The organism is Pseudomonas ogarae (assembly GCF_014268695.2).
GTDB lineage: Bacteria > Pseudomonadota > Gammaproteobacteria > Pseudomonadales > Pseudomonadaceae > Aquipseudomonas > Aquipseudomonas kilonensis.
Genome location: NZ_CP077086.1, coordinates 6,471,893 through 6,490,144, shown reverse-complemented (window position 1 = coordinate 6,490,144; position 18,252 = coordinate 6,471,893). Strand labels below are relative to the sequence as shown.

The window sequence follows — 18,252 nt, the reverse complement described above, 5'->3', positions numbered from 1 at the left end:
CTCAGCCTCTCAAGCGACGGTCAGAGATCGGCCGGCAGCGGCTGCTTGAGCCAGGTCTGGGAGTTTTTCTCCAGGCTGCCATCGGTCTTGGCGGTGGCGAGGATCTGGTTGACCTTGTCCAACAGCGCCGGCTCGTTCTTGTTCACGCCCACGTAAACCGGCGAGTCCTTGAGTTTTACCTTCAGCGCCGGAACACGCTTGGGGTTGCGTTCGCTGATGGCGACCATTACCACGTTGCCGCTGGCGATCAGGTCCACCTGGCCGGCCAGGTAGGCGGCGATGGTCGAGTTGTTGTCTTCGAAGCGCTTGATGGTGGTGCCTTCTGGGGCGACCTTGGTCAGCTCGATGTCTTCGATGGCGCCACGGGTGACGCTGATGGTCTTGCCCTTGAGGTCGTCCAGGTTGTTGATGGCGGCGTCAGGCGGGCCGAACACGGCCAGGTAGAACGGCGCGTAGGCGCTGGAGAAGTCGATGACCTTTTCCCGCTCCGGGTTCTTGCCCAGGCTGGAAATCACCAGGTCGACCTTGCCGGTGGTCAGGAAGGGGATGCGGTTGGTGCTGTTGACCGGCGTCAGCTCAAGCTTGACCTTGAGCTGGTCGGCCAGCAGTTTTGCGGTGTCGATGTCCAGGCCGCGGGGTTTCATGTCCGGGCCTACCGAACCGAATGGCGGGAAGTCCTGGGGCACGGCGACCTTGAGGGTGCCACGCTTGACCACGTCTTCCAGGCCATCGGCGTGGGCGGGTAGCTGACAGAGCATCAGGCTGGCAAACAGGGCTGTGAGCAGGGCGCTGCAACGCTGAATCATGGCGAATCTCCGCAGTCGGTGATGTGAATTCTGCGTTCGGACAGAGCACAGGCCATGCCAAGGCGGCTTTTAATCGGCCCAAGCCGCGGTTTTGCTGGTGGCGAGCGGTCTTACTGGTCTGAACAGTCGCGGCGTTTTTCGCACCGTTATCGGGCGTCGGTATTTGTCGCCGAACCCTGCTGGGGCACGACTTGCCGGGCGCGATGAATAGCTTTACAACTAGCCGCTCACTGGCCCGGTTCGTCTTAAAAAATCATGAATTCCATCGCTCGCGCCGTTCCTGAAGTGGCCCTGCAAGCCATCCGCAAACTGATCGTCGATGAAGGCTTCGGCCCGGGCGATGCGCTGCCGTCGCAACGGGACCTGGCGCTGCAATTGGGGGTGAGTCGGGCGTCGCTGCGCGAAGCGCTGTCATCCCTGAGTGCCTTGGGCATGATCAGCGTGCAGCCGGGCAAGGGGGTGTTCGTGCAGGCTCCGGTAGAGGCTCCACGCAGCGAATCGGCGCCGGGCTGGCCGTTCGCGGCCCAGGCCTCGCCAGTGGATATTTTCCAGTTGCGCTACGCCCTGGAGGGCTTCGCGGCGGGGTTGGCGGCGGTGACGCTCAGCGCCGATGAGCTGGACATGCTGCAAGACAATGTCGAAGCCATGCGCCGGGAGTTGAAGATCGGGGATTTCGACGCCGCCGCGCGGCTGGATTTCGAATTCCATCGACGAATCCTGCTGGCCAGCGGTAACCAGGCGATGCTGAGCATCCTCACCGCCAGCGCCGACATCTTCCTGGAAAGCCAGAAACTACCGTTCATCAGGGCGGAGCGGGCGATGGAAACCTGGCAGGAGCATCGCAAGATTCTTCGCGCCCTGGCCCGTCGGGCTTCAGGCGCTGCGCAAAAAGCCATGCAGGAACATGTACGTAACGCTGCGCTGCGCACCGGGATTTCCTTTGTCGCCCCCGCAGCTTCGTGACGTCGGCCATACTCAAAGCCATCGACCGCCATAGCGAGACTCAATCAACTGCGGCTTCCTGAACCCGGGAAGGGCCGCTATGATGGGCCACGTTTTTTTGCTGACAACCCCGGAGATTTCCATGAGCAGCGATCTGATCAAACACGTTAGCGACGCTAGCTTCGAGGCTGACGTACTCAAGGCCGAAGGCGCGGTACTGGTCGACTATTGGGCTGAGTGGTGCGGTCCCTGCAAAATGATTGCCCCGGTCCTGGACGAGATTGCCGAGACCTACAAGGGCAAGCTGACCGTTGCCAAGCTGAACATCGACGAAAACCAGGAGACTCCGGCCAAGCACGGCGTACGTGGTATCCCGACCCTGATGCTGTTCAAGAACGGCAACGTCGAAGCCACCAAGGTGGGTGCGCTGTCGAAGTCGCAACTGGCTGCTTTCCTCGACGCTAACATCTAAGCGCCGAATGCCACTGGAAAAGCCCCGCAAATCGCGGGGCTTTTTCGTTATTCGGGGCTAGACGCTTGCAAACCCAAGTGGTACATTCGGCCCCGCACTGGTTTCTCCAGTGCCCCCTGCAAGCCGTCGCCGACGCTCTCCTTTCGAATAAGTACGCGATCCTGTCGCCTTCTCTGCGGCGCGGCCTCATTAAGCCAAAAGCTTAATTTCCCCCCTCCATAAATGATTACGTCATTCCTATATGAATCTGACTGAACTCAAGCAAAAGCCGATTACCGAACTGCTCGAATTGGCCGAACAGATGGGCATAGAAAATATGGCCCGTTCGCGCAAGCAGGACGTGATTTTCTCCCTGCTCAAGAAGCACGCGAAAAGCGGCGAGGAAATCTCCGGTGATGGCGTGCTGGAGATTCTCCAGGACGGCTTCGGCTTCCTTCGCTCCGCAGACGCTTCCTATCTCGCCGGCCCAGACGATATCTACGTCTCGCCGAGCCAGATCCGTCGCTTCAACTTGCGCACCGGTGACACCATCGTTGGCAAGATCCGCCCTCCGAAGGAAGGCGAGCGTTACTTCGCGCTGCTCAAGGTCGACACGATCAACTTCGATCGTCCGGAAAACGCGAAGAACAAGATTCTCTTCGAGAACCTGACGCCGCTGTTCCCGACCGTGCGCATGAAGATGGAAGCCGGCAACGGTTCCACCGAAGACCTCACCGGTCGTGTCATCGACCTGTGCGCACCCATCGGCAAAGGCCAGCGTGGCCTGATCGTAGCACCGCCGAAAGCGGGCAAGACGATCATGCTGCAGAACATCGCGGCCAACATCGCCCGTAACAACCCTGAAGTTCACCTGATCGTGTTGCTGATCGACGAGCGTCCGGAAGAAGTGACCGAGATGCAGCGCACCGTGCGCGGCGAAGTGGTCGCCTCGACGTTCGACGAGCCGCCGACCCGCCACGTGCAGGTTGCCGAAATGGTGATCGAGAAGGCCAAGCGCCTGGTCGAGCACAAGAAGGACGTGGTGATCCTGCTGGACTCCATCACCCGTCTGGCCCGTGCCTACAACACCGTGATCCCGAGCTCCGGCAAGGTGCTGACCGGTGGTGTCGATGCCCACGCGCTGGAAAAACCGAAGCGTTTCTTCGGCGCCGCACGGAACATCGAGGAAGGCGGTTCGCTGACCATCATCGCCACCGCGCTGGTTGAAACCGGTTCGAAGATGGACGAAGTGATCTACGAGGAATTCAAGGGCACCGGCAACATGGAGCTGCCTCTGGATCGTCGTATCGCCGAGAAGCGTGTCTTCCCGGCCATCAACATCAACCGCTCCGGCACACGCCGCGAAGAGTTGCTGACCGCCGACGACGAGTTGCAGCGCATGTGGATCCTGCGCAAGTTGCTGCATCCGATGGATGAAGTCGCTGCCATCGAGTTCCTGGTCGACAAGCTGAAGGCGACCAAGACCAACGATGAGTTCTTCCTGTCGATGAAACGCAAGTAAATCGCCAAGACAGGCCAGCAAGAGCCGGGGAAACCCGGCTTTTTGCTATCTGTGCATTCACTATTCTGGACGGGCGGCGTTAAACTCGGGCCCCCGAACGCCACGGCCACCATGAGGCTTTTGCATGCAGTATCGCGACTTGCGCGACTTTATCAGCGGGCTGGAACAGCGCGGCGAACTCAAGCGCATCCAGGTGCCGGTGTCCCCCGTCCTGGAAATGACCGAGGTCTGCGACCGCACCCTGCGCGCAAAAGGCCCGGCGCTGTTGTTCGAAAACCCGACGGGTTATGACATTCCGGTGCTGGGCAACCTGTTCGGCACGCCGGAGCGCGTGGCCCTGGGCATGGGCGCCGAAGCCGTCAGCGAACTGCGCGAAATCGGCAAGCTGCTGGCGTTCCTCAAGGAACCCGAGCCGCCGAAAGGCCTGAAGGATGCTTGGTCCAAGCTGCCGATTTTCCGCAAGATCATTGCCATGGCGCCGAAAGTCGTCAAGGACGCGATCTGCCAGGAAGTAGTGATCGAAGGCGACGATGTCGACCTGGCCATGCTCCCGGTACAGACCTGCTGGCCGGGCGATGTGGGGCCGCTGATCACCTGGGGGCTGACCGTCACCAAGGGCCCGAACAAGGACCGCCAGAACCTGGGTATCTACCGTCAGCAGGTGATTGGCCGCAACAAAGTCATCATGCGCTGGCTGAGCCATCGCGGCGGTGCCCTGGACTACCGTGAGTGGTGTGAAAAACACCCCGGCCAGCCATTCCCGGTGTCGGTGGCCCTGGGCGCGGACCCGGCGACCATCCTCGGTGCCGTCACGCCTGTGCCGGACAGCCTCTCCGAATATGCGTTCGCCGGCCTGTTGCGGGGCAACCGCACCGAGCTGGTGAAATGCCGCGGCAACGACCTGCAAGTGCCGGCCACCGCCGAGATCATCCTTGAAGGGGTGATCCATCCTGGCGAAATGGCCGATGAAGGCCCGTATGGCGACCACACCGGCTACTACAACGAAGTCGACAGCTTCCCGGTGTTCACCGTCGAGCGTATCACCCATCGGATCAAGCCGATTTACCACAGCACCTATACCGGCCGTCCGCCCGATGAGCCGGCCATTCTCGGCGTGGCGCTGAACGAAGTGTTCGTGCCTATCCTGCAAAAGCAGTTCCCGGAAATCACCGATTTCTATTTGCCGCCGGAAGGCTGTTCGTATCGCATGGCCGTGGTGACCATGAAGAAGTCGTATCCGGGGCATGCCAAGCGGGTGATGCTCGGTGTCTGGTCGTTTTTGCGACAGTTCATGTACACCAAGTTCGTTATCGTCACCGACGACGATATCAACGCACGGGACTGGAACGATGTGATCTGGGCCATCACCACGCGCATGGACCCCAAGCGTGACACGGTGATGATCGAGAATACACCGATCGATTACCTCGACTTCGCCTCGCCGGTGTCTGGCCTGGGGTCGAAGATGGGGCTCGATGCCACGCATAAATGGCCCGGTGAAACCACCCGTGAGTGGGGCCGGGTTATCGTCAAGGATGAAGCCGTTACCCAACGGATCGATGCCATCTGGAATCAGTTAGGAATAGATTGATGCGTGTAACCTTGCAGCCTTCCGGGGCGGTGCTGGAGATCCGGCCCGCCGAGCGGATTCTCGATGGCGCGCGGCGCCTGGGCTATGAATGCCCGCAAAGCTGCCGCAACGGCAACTGCCACGTCTGTGGCGCGTTGTTGGTGGAAGGCCGCGTGGAGCAGGCGGGCGAGGTGCGCGATCACGGTGAGATCTTCACCTGCATCGCCGAGCCGCTGGAGGACTGCGTGGTGTTATGGGATGGCGTGCTGTCACCGGGTGAGCTGCCGGTACGTAACCTGGCGTGCCAGGTGGTCGAGTGCGCTGACGTGGGGGGCGATGTCTGGCGAGTGCGCCTGCGTGCGCCGGCCGGCAAGCCGCCACGCTATCACGCCGGGCAGTACCTGATGATCGAACGGGAAAACGGCGAAAAATCGGCCTTCTCCCTGGCCTCGGCACCGCATTCCGGGCGCGAGCTGCAATTGCACGTATTGGTGCGCGAAAGCAGTGCACAGGCGCTGCTGGAGCAACTACGGCGCAACCCCAACGTGCGTATCGAGATGCCTTTTGGCGACACGCATTTGTCCGAACTGCCCGATGGCCCGTTGGTACTGATCGCCGCCGGAACCGGCATGGCGCAGATGCACAGCCTGATCGAGCATTGCCGGGCGGCGGGGTTCAAGCATCCGGTGCATCTGTATTGGGGCGTGCGGCGGCCGGAAGATTTCTATGAAATCGAGCATTGGGAAGAATGGAAAAAGCTGCCGAACCTGTTCCTGCACAAAGTCGTCAGCGACTTGTGCAGCTGGGAAGGGCGCTGCGGCATGCTCCACGAAGCCGTGTGCGAGGACATCAGCGATCTTTCCGGCGTGCACGTCTACGCCAGCGGCTCGCCGGCCATGATCTACGCCACGCTCGATGCGCTGGTGGAAGCCGGAATGGACGCCCATCAAATGCGCGCCGACGTGTTTGCGTATGCGCCGCGGGCTTGATAGCGATTGAGCCTAAGTTGATTCATGCGATGTTGTGATCTGGATCGTGCGCTGTTGTGGCGAGGGAGCAAGCTCCCTCGCCACAACAGCGCGCATGTCCGCCCGTCGATATAACCTCATATATTTCGTTTCGATATTTAGTCTTTAGGCTAGATACCGATAACGTATATAGAGCGTGGATGGCATTTAACTTGCCTGGATCCCCGTGAACGTCAACCCCATGACGGCCCCCATTCACTTTCCGAACCGCGAGGAGCCAACCGCTACCGGCCATGACCGCTATCGAATCCGCCGTTGCCTGTGCCTTGTACCCACCACGACTCGAGCTGGGGCCGCAGTTGACCCGTGAGCAATTGCTCGCCTCGATGCAATTGACCATGAGCCTTCACCAGGGCGGTCCGGTCTGGCTGTTTGCGTACGGTTCATTGATCTGGCGGCCGGAGTGCACGGCGGTGGAGCGGATGCGCGGCCGGGTCCATGGTTATCATCGCGGTTTGTATCTGTGGTCCCACGAACACCGCGGTACGCCGGAGTTGCCGGGGCTGGTGTTCGGGCTGGATCGCGGCGGTTCGTGCAGCGGTTTCGCCTACCGGTTGCCAGAGGAGAATCTCGAGGACTCGCTGTTTGCCCTGTGGCAGCGCGAGATGCCGGTCCCGTCCTATCGCCCGCACTGGCTCAGTTGCCGTCTCGAGGATGGCAGTCGGGTGCAAGCCTTGGGGTTTGTCCTGGAGCGACACCTGCCCAGCTATGCCGGCAACCTGCCGGACCATGTGCTGAGCCAGGTGTTCGAAAGCGCCTGTGGGCGTTACGGCACCACTCGCGATTACGTCGAGCAGACCATCCACGCCCTGCGCAGCCACGCCATGCCAGACCGGAATCTGGAGGCGCGGCTCAAGCGCTGCAAATCAGCGCTGGATCAGGCGATCGCTTCGCGGCTCTGACTGGCGATTTGCTTGTGCCACAGGGTTGGCGCGAGGAAGGCCATCGCCAGCAGGCAGGCACCGATCAACAGCACAAAACCACCGTCCCAGCCAAAATGGTCCACGGTGTAGCCCATGGCGGCACTGGCCGCGACCGAGCCACCCAGGTAACCGAACAAACCGGTGAAGCCTGCGGCGGTACCAGCGGCCTTCTTCGGCGCCAGTTCCAGTGCCTGCAAACCGATCAGCATCACCGGGCCGTAGATCAGGAAACCGATGGAAACCAGGGCGATCATGTCGACGGCGGGGTTGCCGGCCGGGTTCAGCCAGTACACAAGTGTCGCCACGGTCACCAGGGCCATGAACACCATGCCGGTCAGGCCACGGTTGCCGCGGAAGATCTTGTCCGACATCCAGCCACACAGCAGCGTGCCGGGAATGCCCGCCCACTCGTAGAAGAAATAGGCCCAGGAACTCTTGTCCACCGTGAAGCCCTTGGCTTCCTTGAGATAGGTCGGCGCCCAGTCCAGCACGCCGTAGCGCAGCAGGTAGACAAACACGTTGGCCATGGCGATGTACCAGAGCATTTTGTTGCGCAGCACGTATTTGACGAAGATTTCCTTGGCGCTGAATTCGTTCTCGTGACTGTCGTCGTAGCCTTCCGGGTAGTCGTTCTTGTATTTCTCGATCGGCGGCAGGCCCACCGACTGTGGGGTATCGCGCATGGTCACGAAGGCAAACACCGCAACGACGAGTGCTACAGCAGCGGGCACATAGAATGCCGCGTGCCAATCATTGAACCAGCCCATCCCCAATAGGAACAACGGGCCGATCAGGCCGCCGCCGACGTTGTGCGCCACGTTCCACACCGACACCACGCCGCCGCGTTCTTTCTGCGACCACCAATGCACCATGGTCCGTCCGCTGGGCGGCCAGCCCATGCCCTGGGCCCAGCCATTGATGAACAGCAGGATGAACATCATGGTCACGCTGGAGGTTGCCCAGGGCGCGAAACCGAACACAAACATCACCCCCGCCGAGACCAGCAAGCCAAAGGGCAGGAAATAGCGCGGGTTGGAACGGTCGGACACCAGGCCCATCAGGAACTTCGACAGCCCATAGGCGATGGCGATGGCCGACATGGCCAGGCCCAACTGACCACGGGTGTAACCCTCGTCGATCAGGTATGGCATGGCCAGGGAGAAGTTCTTGCGCAGCAGGTAATAGCCGGCGTAGCCAATGAAGATCCCGGCGAAGATCTGCCAGCGAAGGCGTCGGTAGGTGCTGTCTATTTTTTCTTCAGGCAGGACTGCCTGGTGTGCGGCAGGTCGAAAGAAAGCAAACATTCAAGAGCTCCAAATTTCTTGTTTTGACTGCGGATGCGAATGTTACAGTTTCGTTACCGAAAATAGCATCGGTTCGCATGAGCCAAACAGCGGAAATATTGGATATCGCATGTTCTTTTATGAACATGTCGCTCAGATATAAATGAAGGACGGTATGGGAATGGCGGAGCCGGGTCGTAGGGTTTCGACCCGGTATAGGTAACACCGCTTAGGCAAGCAGTCAGCGCACCTGCACAACCACCTTCCCCACCGCCTTGCGCTGCCCCAGGTCATTGATCGCCTGGGCAGCATTGCTCAGCGGGTACACCTGCGACACCAGCGGCTTGAGCTTGCCCTCGGCGAACCAGCCGAACAATTGCTGGAAGTTGGCGGCGTTGTCCTGGGGCTGGCGCTGGGCGAAGGAGCCCCAGAACACGCCCACCATGGCGGCGCCCTTGAGCAGGGCCAGGTTCACCGGCAGTTCGGGGATGCGTCCGCTGGCGAAGCCGACCACCAGCAACCGGCCGTTCCAGGCGATGGCGCGGACGGCCTGGTCGAACAGGTCGCCCCCCACCGGGTCGTAGATCACATCGGCACCCTGGCCGTCGGTGAGGCGCTTGATTTCATCCTTCAGGCTGGTTTCGGTGTAGTTGATCAATTCGTCGGCGCCAGCGGCCTTGGCCACGGCGAGTTTCTCTGCGCTGCTGGCAGCGGCGATCACCCGGGCGCCCATGGCCTTGCCGATTTCCACTGCCGCCAGGCCGACACCACCGGATGCGCCGAGCACCAGCAGGGTTTCGCCGGGTTGCAGGTTGGCCCGTTGCTTGAGGGCGTGCATCGAGGTGCCGTACGTCATGCTGAAGGCGGCGGCGGTGTTGAAGTCCATGGACGCGGGGATCGGCAACACGTTATAGCCAGGTACCGCCACCTGTTCGGCAAAGCTACCCCAGCCGGTCAACGCCATCACCCGATCGCCGACCTTCAAGTGGCTGACTTTCTCGCCCACCGCGCTGACCACGCCCGCGGCTTCGCCGCCGGGGGAGAACGGGAAGGGTGGCTTGAATTGGTATTTGCCCTCGATGATCAGCGTGTCAGGGAAGTTCACCCCGGCGGCATGCACGTCCAGCAGCACTTCGTTCTTCTTGGCGACGGGGCTGGCGACGTCTTCCAGCACCAGCGAATCGGCGGGGCCGAATTCTTTGCACAGCACGGCTTTCATCAGGGCTATTCCTTTGGGAGTGATGGCCGATAAGTGTAGGTGTGAGAAACAACGGGTCAACGAGCATGCCCTGCCCTGATAGCCGGCTATAAGCTTGTGCTTGAACGGCGGGGCGGTATGCTGGGCCGCAAACCGGATGAGGAATCAATTGTGAAAGCGTGGATCATGTTGATGCTGGCCCTGTCGTTGCCTGTGGCAGCGATGGCCGAAGAGGGCAAGGAAGCGAAGGAAGGCGAGGCGCCGAAGGTCAGTTACATCACCCTCAGCCCACCCTTTGTCGGCAACTATGGGCTCGACGGTACGGCGAAACTGAGGGTCTACAAGGCCGACGTGGCCCTGCGCGTGACCGGTGACGCCGCCGCTGCGGCGGTCAAGGCCAACGAGCCGCTGATTCGCAACCAGTTGGTGGCGCTGTTCGCCCAGCAGACCACCGAGGCCATGAATAACCTGGAAGCCAAGGAAAAGCTGCGCCAGGAAGCGTTGAAGCAGACCCAGCAGGTGATGAACGACGAAACCGGCAAGCCGATGGTCGATGACCTGTTGTTCAACAACCTGATCATTCAATAAACCGGCTCGATCGCAGCCTTGGGCAGCGTCCGGATCTCCTGGCGCTGCCCAAGGCTGCTTTTTTTCGTCAAGACGCCAGGCTTTTCCGAAACCGGGCCAGGGCGATTGCAAAGAACAATAGCCCGATGGCCGCCAGCGCCAGCAGGTCCGGCCAGATCACGCCAGGGCCGGCATCGCGGAACAGGATCGCCGCGCTGAGGCTGACGAAATGCGTCGAGGGCGAGCCCTGCATCACCCATTGCAACCATTGCGGCATGCTGTCCAGCGGTGTGCTGCCGCCCGACAACAGCAGCATCGGGATGATGACCGGGATCGCCAGCAAACCGAATTGCGGCGTCGAACGGGCGAGGGTGGCGAGGAAGATGCCCAGTGACGTGCTGGCGAACAGGTAGAGTGCGGTCACCAGCAGGAAGAGCACCATGGAGCCGGCGAGAGGAACCCCCAGGGCGAACTTGACGATGATTTCCAGCGATGCCCAGGTGCACAGCACCACCACCAGCAGGTTGCTCCAGATTTTCGCCAGCATGATTTCCAATGCCGTCAGCGGCAGCACCAGCAAGTGGTCGAGGGTGCCGTGCTCGCGCTCGCGCAGCAGCGCGGTGCCCGTCAGGATGATCGCCAGGATCGTGATGTTGTTGACGATCTGGATCACCGCCAGGAACCAGCCACCTTCCAGGTTGGTATTGAACAGCGAGCGCGTGGTCAGCCTCACGGGTGTTGCTTCGCTCGTTTGTGCCTGGCCGGCGTAGGTCGTCAGTTCCTGTTGGAAAATCCGTCCGATGTAGCCGGCGCCCATGAACGCCTGGCTCATGGCCGTGGCATCGACGTTGAGTTGCAGCGTCGGTTCGCGTCCTGCGAGCAGGTCGGCCTGGAAGTTGGCGGGCACGTTAATGACAAAGGTGTAGCGGCCACTGTCCATGACCTTGTCCAGTTCGGCATAGGGCAAGGCCACCGGGTTCTGGAACTCCGGCGGTTGCAGGACCTGGGCCAATTGGCGCGAGAGATGGCTCTGGTCTTCGTCCACTATTGCGACACTGGCGTTGTGGACGCCGATTACCGAACCGGCGGCCGGCATGTAGATCGCCACCGTGAAGGCGTAGCCCAAAAACAGTAGCAGAACGGAGTCGTACCTCAGGCTGGTCAGTTCCTTGAGCCCCAGACGCCAGATATGTGAAAACGTGTGCATCAGGCCTCCTGCTTTTTCAGCATGATCAGGCTGAGCCCGGTGAAGGCCAGGAAAAATCCGCCCAGCGCCAGGCATTGCGGCCATAGCTGGCGTAGATCCAGGGCCTTGGTGAAGGTGCCGACGGCGATATCGAGGAAGTAACCGGCGGGAAACAACTGACCCATCACCGAAGCGGCGCCGTCCAGGGACGAACGCGGCACGATCAGCCCCGAGAACTGGATGGTCGGCAGGCTGGTGATGATCATGGTGCCGAGGATCGCCGCGATCTGGGTGCGGGTGAACGCGGAGATCAGCATTCCCATGCTGGTGGTCGCCAGTACATAAAGCAGGCCGCCCACCGCCAGCGTCAGGCCGCTGCCCTTGAACGGCACACCGAACAGCCAGCGGTTCATCGCTGTCAGCAGGGCCAGGTTGATCAGGCTGACCGCCAGGTAGGGCACTTGTTTGCCCAGCAGAAATTCCAGGCGGGTCAGCGGCGTGGCGTAGAAATTGGTGATCGAGCCCAGTTCCTTCTCCCGCACGATGCCCAGCGCCGTCAACATGGCCGGGATGAACGCCAGGATCAGCGCCATGACCCCGGGGCCAATGGCGTTGACGCTGACCACGTCCTGGTTATAGCGAAAACGCGTCTCCAGCGTCGCGCCCGGTTGCCGGGTCGGCGCGCGACTGCTGAATTCAGCCAGTTGCTCAAGGTTGGCCTGGTGCACGGCCTGGACGTAGTTGCGACTGGTCTCGGCTCGAAACGGTATGCCGCCGTCCAGCCAGGCGCCCACCGTCGGCTGGCGGCCGGCGTAAAGGTCACGACCGAAGCCGGGGGGGATTTCCAGGGCCAGCTTGATCTCCGAGCGCTGCAAGCGTCGGTGCAGCTCCTTTGCGTCGCGGATGATCGGCTGCTCTTCGAAGTAGCGTGAGCTGCGGAACGCTTCCAGGTAGGCACGGCTTTGCGGGCTCTGATCCTGGTCATACACGGCGAAGGCCAGTTTCTCCACATCGAGGGAAATACCGAAGCCGAAGACCACCATCATGAACAAGGCGCCCAGCAAGGCGAACGCCATCCGCACTTTGTCGCGCAGCAGCTCCTTGCCCTCACGGCTGGCGACGGCCCACAGGCGACCGAGGCTCAGGCCGCGCCGGTCCCGGGGGGCGTCGGCACTGTCGAGGGTCACGGGGGCGGCGTCTTGCTGCGTCTCGCCCTGGGCTTTTTCCAGGCAGGTGACGAACGCGGCTTCCAGCGTCTGGCCGTTGAACTGCGCCTGCAAGGCTGCCGGCGTGTCACAAGCCAGGACCTTGCCGGCGTGCATCAGCGAAATGCGATCGCAGCGCTGGGCCTCGTTCATGAAATGCGTGGAAAGGAAAATCGTCACGCCCTGTTCGCGAGACAACTCGATCAGCAGCCGCCAGAAATCATCCCGCGCAGCCGGGTCGACACCCGAGGTCGGTTCATCGAGGATCAGCACTTCCGGACGATGCAACACCGCCACCGCCAGGGACAAACGCTGGCGCAGGCCCAGTGGCAGCGCGCCGGAAGGCTGATCCGCCAACGCCTGGAGACTGAAGCGCTGGATCAGTTCGTCGATGCGCTGGCGACTGTCCGTCGTGGGCAGGTCGAAGAGCTTGGCGTGAAGTTCCAGGTTCTGGCGCACGCTCAGTTCGCCGTACAGCGAGAAACTCTGGGACATGAAACCCACCCGCTTGCGGGTGGCGAGGTCCTTGGCGTTGACCGGGTTGCCCAGCAGCCGGGCACTGCCTTCGCTGGCGGGGATCAGCCCGGTCAGCACCTTCATGGTGGTGGTCTTGCCGCAGCCGTTGGAACCCAGGAAGCCAAAGATCTCACCGCGACCAATCGCGAAACTGACGTTGTCGACGGCGGTGAAATCGCCGAAGCGCAAGGTGAGGTCGTGGGCTTCGATGGCGATGTCGGCAGTGCCGGCGTTCCTGGGGGGAATCGCCAGCGGTTCGCTGTCGTGGCCACTGTCGCCCTGGAAATGGGTGAAGGCCGAGTCGAGCTTGCCGTCCGGGGTGACCTTGGCCAGCTCCACACTCAAACCCTTGGCGATCAGGCGACCGTTGTCGAGCATCAGGCAATGCTCGAATTGTTCGGCCTCCTCCATGTACGCGGTGGCGACCAGCAGGGTCAGTTGCGGGCGTTGTCGTCGCACGTCTTCTATCAGTTCCCAGAAGCGTCGCCGGGACAGCGGGTCCACGCCGGTGGTGGGTTCGTCGAGAATCAGCAGGTCCGGCTCGTGGATCAGCGCGCAACACAGGCCGAGCTTCTGTTTCATGCCGCCGGACAGTTTGCCCGCCGGGCGATCGGCAAAACGCTGCAGGTCTGTGGCCAGCAGCAAAGTGCCCATGCGTTGTTCGCAGTCTGTCCGCGATAACCCGAACAGCGTGCCGAAGAAGCGAATGTTCTCGCGTATCGACAGGTCCGGGTAAAGGTTGCCCCCCAGCCCCTGGGGCATGAAGGCAATGCGTCGGTAGAGGGTGTTGCGATGGCGTCGGTCGTCGATCGAGGCGCCGAGCACGTCCAGTTGGCCGTGCTGGAGTTTCTTCACCCCGGCAATCAGCCCCAACAGGCTCGACTTGCCGGCGCCGTCCGGGCCGATCAGGCCGCAGCGAGTGCCGACGGGCAGGCTGAAGGCGATATCGCTCAACGCCACCTGCTGGCCGTAGCGATGCTCGATGCCCGAAGCGTGCAATGCCTCGCCGAGGGCGGTGCTCATTGCAGGTTGGCCGGCCAATCGATGGGGGCGGTGCGCACATAGCCGGCGCCGGGCATGCCGGGTTTGGCCTGGGGCACTTCGCCGGGTCGGGTCAGGTGTACCTTGACGCGGAACACCAGTTTCTGGCGCTCATCACGGGTCTCGACTTCTTTCGGGGTGAACTGGGATTTGGCCGCGACGAAGCTGACCTTGGCCGGCAGCGCTCGCTCGGGCAGGGCATCGAGCAGCAGTCGCGCTTCATCGCCCACCGCCAGTTTCCCGGCCACCGAGGCCGGCAGGTAGAGATTCATGTATTGGTCGTTCGGATCGATCATCAGCAGCACTCGGCCGCCGGCGCCCAGTACTTCACCCGGCTCGGCCAGGCGCAACTGGATCACGCCGTCGAGTGGCGCCCGCAACGTGCTGTCATCTATTTCACTGGTGAGCTGGGCCACTTGGGCCAGGGTCGCGCCGATGGCCGCATTCGCTGCCGATACCTGGGCCCGGGCGGCGTTGACCGCAGCGTTGGCGGTGTCGACACGGGCTTGTTGCTGGTCGATGACCTGGCCGCTGGCGTAACCGCGCTTGAACAGTTCCTGGGTCCGCTTGAGTTCCTGATGGGCGAGCAATTGTTCGCTCTGGCGCAACTGCACGTTGGCTTCGGTGGCCGCGAGGTTCTGTCGGGCACGCACGACTTCGGCCTCGGCCTGGTTGCGCTGGGCCTCCAGGGTGCGGGTGTCCATGCGCGCCAGCACTTGGCCCTTGATGACGTTGTCGCCTTCGTCGACATGAACTTCGGCCAGGCGCCCGGGCGTCTTGCTGGCGATCTGGACCTCGGTGGCCTCAAGGCGGCCGTTGCCCATGCTCAAGCCTTCCGGCAGGCGATCGTGGCGTGATTTCCAATAGCCGAAACCGCCGGCAGCCAACAACACAGCCATCAAGGCAAAGGCAAAAAAACGCGAGGTACGATGGTTCGTCGACATGTCCGGCATCCTGCGGCTATAGCATCGAAGTCTGCGGGATCAATGACCGATCCAGCTTGATATCCATCAACTCATCGGCGATCAGCGCAGGGCAATCACCGCGGCCCATTGTTCGGCCGTGACAGGCATCACTGACAGTCGCGAGCCTTTCTGCACCAGTGGCATTTCAGCCAGGGCGGTTTGTTGCTTGAGGTAGTCGAGCTTCAGCACGTGAGGAAACGTTTCGACGTGGGCCACGTCGATCGCGGTCCAGGGGTTTTTGTCCGGGCCGGCCTTGGGGTCGAAGTAATGGCTATCGGGTTCCAGCGCTGTCGGGTCGGGGTAGGCTGCGCGGACGATCCGGCCGATCCCGGCAATGCCTGGCTCGGGGCAACTGGAGTGGTAGAAAAAGAACGTGTCGCCCTCCGCCATGGCCCGCAGGAAATTGCGCGCCTGGTAGTTTCGAACCCCGTCCCAGCGCGCCTGGCCGAGCCTTTCCAAGCCCTGGATGGATAATTCGTCGGGCTCGGACTTCATCAGCCAATAGGCCATGATTGCTACTCCTGGACGGTGTTGAAGAAAATAGTTCAGCGATTTTATGACAAACCGACAGTCGGTTGACGCCAGAGTTTGCGTGTCGGGGCCGGTTGCCGCAAAATGCCGGCCTTCCAAGCTTGACGCTGCTGCACGGCCAATAAGAAAACCGCTGCTGTCATCGTGTGTGATGTGCCTTGAGGGGGGCAATCGATGAAACGCAAACCGGATTTGTTGTGGATCTTGGTCATTCTGTTCGGTCTGGGTGTCGTGACCACGGGTTACGCCCAAAGCCTGTGGGCCAACAAGACCGACGCGCCGGTGGAAATCACCCAACCCGCGTCATCGCTCAAGCGCTGAACCCGCTTTCCTGGCGCCGCTGACTACCGCGGCGTCTATCCTGCGATATACCAATGCCTGTCGCTGACCGTTCCCTGCAGCGGCACGTCCCAGCTTGCCTGCGCCAATCGTTCGACTTTCTGGCATTCATGGGCCAACCCCAATAGCGTCGGCTTGCGCCACTGCTTGCGTCGCGCCAGATACGCCAGGCTGCGGTCATAAAAGCCGCCGCCCATGCCCAGCCGACCCCCCGCATCATCAAACCCCACCAGTGGCAACAACACCAGGTCCAGCGTCCAGACCTTGCGTTGCCGGGCGATGTTCTTGCGCGGCTCGGGAATACGAAACCGGTTGGGCTGCATTTTTTCGCCGGGGTGGATGCGCTGGAACACCATCTTGGTCTGCGGCCACGGGCTGAGCACTGGCAGGTAAGTGGCCTTGCCCCGGCGTTGGGCCGCGCGCAGCAGCAGGCGCGGATCGATCTCGCCGTCGTTGGGCAGGTATAGGGCGATGTGTTGTGCACGGCGAAACAGCGGATGCTGGGCCAGTTGTTTGTACAGTCCGTGGGCGGCTTGTCGTTGCTGGGCGGGCGTCAGGGCACGACGGGCCTGGCGCAGCAGGCGTCGAAGTTGTGGGCGGGGCAGCAGCGCAGGTTCGGTCATATCAGTGCTTCACGCAGTGGCGATGCCACAGCGTAACCGCAAAACAGGCTGCTCAGAAATGCCGGCGCCGGAAACGACAATGCCAGTCCACATGGGCTGGCATTGTCTGGAATCAGGCTCCCCGGATGAACCGCTGTCGGCTTAGCCCTTGAACCCGAAAGTTCAAGGTGGAAGTTGCAGGGGGCGTTAAGGCTTTCCGTCAAGCGGACATGCACACCGGCCCCAACGTGCAACCCCCGTGGTTGTGCGTATCGGCTCAGGGACATCACCAACTGGCAAGCACCCCAGGGAGTGAAGCGAGTATACCCCAGGCAGCCTCGCGAATCAGCCTTTGCTGACGTCTGGATCGGTGGCGAGCACCAGATCCACCCGATCGAGCAGGTCGCGCACCTGTTCACGGGTCGAGCCGCTGACCTGCAGGTCAGGCGTATCCTGGCGATGCAACAGGTCGTGGGTGATGTTCAAGGCGGCCATCACGGCGATGCGGTCGGCACCGATGACTTTGCCGCTGCTGCGGATCTCGCGCATCTTGCCGTCCAGGTAACGGGCGGCGCTCACCAGGTTGCTACGCTCTTCCTGGGGGCAGATGATCGAATATTCTTTGTCGAGGATCTGCACGGTAACGCTATTGCTTGAACTCATGAGTCTTGCTCCAGGGCCTTGAGGCGCGAAATCATCGATTCGACCTTACGCCGGGCGATTTCGTTTTTTTCAATGAGGTGCGCGCGTTCCTCGCGCCAGGTTTTTTCCTGAGCTAATAGGAGTCCGTTTTGGCTCTTAAGTTGCTCGACCCGGTCAATTAGCAGTTCGAGTCTGGCCATCAGCGCTTGCAGGTCGGTGTCTTCCATTGTGTCCACTGAAGATTGTGTCTGATGGAGGGTATGGGTCGCACAGCCTCTGATAGTCTTGGCGAGTCTGTCGATGTAGGATACAAGGCCTCCATTCTAGACATAGCGCCGTCTGGCGCCTAGCTGCCCATGCCCATTCAGAATTCCCCGTATCAAGCATTCGCCACCCTGCTGAGCACCAGCGGTCATCCTGTCTCGCCCGCCGAACTGCATGGCCTGTTGCTCGGCCGCAGCTGCGCCGGCGCCGGTTTCGATGCCGCCGGCTGGTTGGCCGACGCCGCCGAACTGTTGGAAGGCGAGCCAGCGGACAACGTCCGCAATGCGCTTATCGGCCTGCAGGAAATGGTCAAGGGCGAGCTGACCAGCGACGACATGACCGTCGTCCTGCTGCTGCCCACTGACGACGCCCCCTTGGCCGAACGCGCCGCGGCGCTGGGCCAGTGGTGCCAGGGCTTCCTCGCCGGCTTCGGCCTGACCCGCCGCGAATACGCCTTGAGCGAAGAGGCCAAGGAAGTGTTGCAGGACCTGGCCGCTATCTCCCAGGTCCAGGATGCCCTGGAAGAGTCCGATGACGGCGAAAGCGACTACATGGAAGTGATGGAGTACCTGCGGGTCGCACCATTGCTACTGTTCACCGAGACCAAGAAAACCGATGCAGCGGCCCCCAAGCCATCCTTGCATTAATTTTTAGAGGGAACCCCGTCTGCC

Annotated in this window: 19 protein-coding genes and 1 other RNA gene; 9 read left to right on the top strand and 11 right to left on the bottom strand. The window is 61.6% G+C overall.

Features of this window, described 5'->3' with window-relative positions; all coding sequences use genetic code 11:
- Positions 1 to 20: 20 nt before the first annotated feature.
- Positions 21 to 806, bottom strand: coding sequence for a transporter substrate-binding domain-containing protein (locus HU749_RS28835; RefSeq protein WP_014340791.1), 786 nt, complete (start codon positions 804 to 806; stop codon positions 21 to 23).
- A 255-nt stretch (positions 807 to 1,061) separates the two neighbouring features.
- On the opposite strand from HU749_RS28835, the gene HU749_RS28830 reads away from it, so the two are divergent.
- From HU749_RS28830 to HU749_RS28805, 6 genes are all read left to right on the top strand, one after another.
- A complete protein-coding gene (locus HU749_RS28830) occupies positions 1,062 to 1,769 on the top strand; it encodes a FadR/GntR family transcriptional regulator (RefSeq protein WP_046065741.1) in 708 nt (235 codons plus the stop codon).
- A 121-nt stretch (positions 1,770 to 1,890) separates the two neighbouring features.
- Complete coding sequence (gene trxA / locus HU749_RS28825; protein ID WP_003206727.1) at positions 1,891 to 2,220, top strand: thioredoxin TrxA; 330 nt, start codon at positions 1,891 to 1,893, stop codon at positions 2,218 to 2,220.
- A 241-nt stretch (positions 2,221 to 2,461) separates the two neighbouring features.
- Positions 2,462 to 3,721, top strand: coding sequence for a transcription termination factor Rho (gene rho / locus HU749_RS28820; RefSeq protein WP_003177350.1), 1,260 nt, complete (start codon positions 2,462 to 2,464; stop codon positions 3,719 to 3,721).
- A gap of 124 nt (positions 3,722 to 3,845) precedes the next feature.
- A complete protein-coding gene (gene ubiD, locus HU749_RS28815; RefSeq protein ID WP_014340789.1) occupies positions 3,846 to 5,312 on the top strand; it encodes a 4-hydroxy-3-polyprenylbenzoate decarboxylase in 1,467 nt (488 codons plus the stop codon).
- On the top strand, positions 5,312 to 6,280 hold the full coding sequence (locus HU749_RS28810; RefSeq protein ID WP_186649335.1) for a CDP-6-deoxy-delta-3,4-glucoseen reductase: 969 nt from the start codon (positions 5,312 to 5,314) through the stop codon (positions 6,278 to 6,280). Before ubiD ends, HU749_RS28810 begins: the two co-directional genes overlap by 1 nt.
- Positions 6,281 to 6,552: 272 nt before the next feature.
- Entirely contained in the window at positions 6,553 to 7,221 is a 669-nt protein-coding gene (locus HU749_RS28805; protein ID WP_079303027.1) for a gamma-glutamylcyclotransferase, read from the top strand.
- Here HU749_RS28805 and glpT read toward each other — a convergent pair.
- Together glpT and HU749_RS28795 are read right to left on the bottom strand one after the other, a co-directional pair.
- On the bottom strand, positions 7,197 to 8,546 hold the full coding sequence (gene glpT, locus HU749_RS28800; RefSeq protein ID WP_079303026.1) for a glycerol-3-phosphate transporter: 1,350 nt from the start codon (positions 8,544 to 8,546) through the stop codon (positions 7,197 to 7,199). The genes HU749_RS28805 and glpT overlap by 25 nt on opposite strands.
- Positions 8,547 to 8,766: 220 nt before the next feature.
- A complete protein-coding gene (locus HU749_RS28795) occupies positions 8,767 to 9,744 on the bottom strand; it encodes an NADPH:quinone oxidoreductase family protein (RefSeq protein WP_186649332.1) in 978 nt (325 codons plus the stop codon).
- Between the two features lie 150 nt (positions 9,745 to 9,894).
- Here HU749_RS28795 and HU749_RS28790 point away from each other — a divergent pair, with 150 nt between their 5' ends.
- Complete coding sequence (locus tag HU749_RS28790) at positions 9,895 to 10,311, top strand: flagellar basal body-associated protein FliL (protein WP_079303453.1); 417 nt, start codon at positions 9,895 to 9,897, stop codon at positions 10,309 to 10,311.
- A gap of 67 nt (positions 10,312 to 10,378) precedes the next feature.
- On the opposite strand, the gene HU749_RS28785 is transcribed toward HU749_RS28790, so the two are convergent.
- The 4 genes from HU749_RS28785 to HU749_RS28770 all read right to left on the bottom strand — a co-directional run bounded on the left by HU749_RS28785 (position 10,379) and on the right by HU749_RS28770 (position 15,713).
- Positions 10,379 to 11,497, bottom strand: coding sequence for an ABC transporter permease (locus HU749_RS28785; RefSeq protein ID WP_046063189.1), 1,119 nt, complete (start codon positions 11,495 to 11,497; stop codon positions 10,379 to 10,381).
- Positions 11,497 to 14,220: a ribosome-associated ATPase/putative transporter RbbA gene (rbbA, locus tag HU749_RS28780; RefSeq protein ID WP_046063190.1), complete on the bottom strand. Its 2,724-nt coding sequence runs from the start codon at positions 14,218 to 14,220 to the stop codon at positions 11,497 to 11,499. Before rbbA ends, HU749_RS28785 begins: the two co-directional genes overlap by 1 nt.
- The gene (locus HU749_RS28775) at positions 14,217 to 15,182 is read right to left on the bottom strand and encodes an HlyD family secretion protein (RefSeq protein WP_186649330.1); all 966 of its coding nucleotides are present in this window, start codon (positions 15,180 to 15,182) and stop codon (positions 14,217 to 14,219) included. Before HU749_RS28775 ends, rbbA begins: the two co-directional genes overlap by 4 nt.
- An 81-nt stretch (positions 15,183 to 15,263) precedes the next feature.
- Entirely contained in the window at positions 15,264 to 15,713 is a 450-nt protein-coding gene (locus HU749_RS28770) for an EVE domain-containing protein (RefSeq protein ID WP_046063192.1), read from the bottom strand.
- A gap of 195 nt (positions 15,714 to 15,908) precedes the next feature.
- Between HU749_RS28770 and HU749_RS28765 the strand changes: the two genes are divergently transcribed.
- Positions 15,909 to 16,055, top strand: coding sequence for a hypothetical protein (locus HU749_RS28765; protein ID WP_014340780.1), 147 nt, complete (start codon positions 15,909 to 15,911; stop codon positions 16,053 to 16,055).
- 35 nt (positions 16,056 to 16,090) lie between these two features.
- Here HU749_RS28765 and HU749_RS28760 read toward each other — a convergent pair whose 3' ends face one another.
- The 4 genes from HU749_RS28760 to HU749_RS28745 form a co-directional block, all read right to left on the bottom strand.
- Positions 16,091 to 16,696, bottom strand: coding sequence for a 5-formyltetrahydrofolate cyclo-ligase (locus HU749_RS28760; protein ID WP_186649328.1), 606 nt, complete (start codon positions 16,694 to 16,696; stop codon positions 16,091 to 16,093).
- 114 nt (positions 16,697 to 16,810) lie between these two features.
- A non-coding RNA gene (gene ssrS / locus HU749_RS28755) (6S RNA) lies at positions 16,811 to 16,990 on the bottom strand.
- 30 nt (positions 16,991 to 17,020) lie between these two features.
- Positions 17,021 to 17,338 (bottom strand): cell division protein ZapA, encoded by a 318-nt coding sequence (locus HU749_RS28750; RefSeq protein WP_003177364.1) that lies wholly within the window; start codon positions 17,336 to 17,338, stop codon positions 17,021 to 17,023.
- Positions 17,335 to 17,544 carry a TIGR02449 family protein gene (locus HU749_RS28745; protein ID WP_003177365.1) on the bottom strand — a complete coding sequence of 70 codons (210 nt, stop codon included), beginning with the start codon at positions 17,542 to 17,544 and terminating at the stop codon, positions 17,335 to 17,337. The genes HU749_RS28750 and HU749_RS28745 overlap by 4 nt, the downstream gene beginning before the upstream one ends.
- A 129-nt stretch (positions 17,545 to 17,673) precedes the next feature.
- Between HU749_RS28745 and HU749_RS28740 the strand changes: the two genes are divergently transcribed.
- Positions 17,674 to 18,228, top strand: a complete 555-nt coding sequence (locus tag HU749_RS28740) for a YecA/YgfB family protein (RefSeq protein ID WP_186649326.1) — start codon at positions 17,674 to 17,676, stop codon at positions 18,226 to 18,228.
- The last annotated feature ends 24 nt before the right edge of the window (positions 18,229 to 18,252 follow it).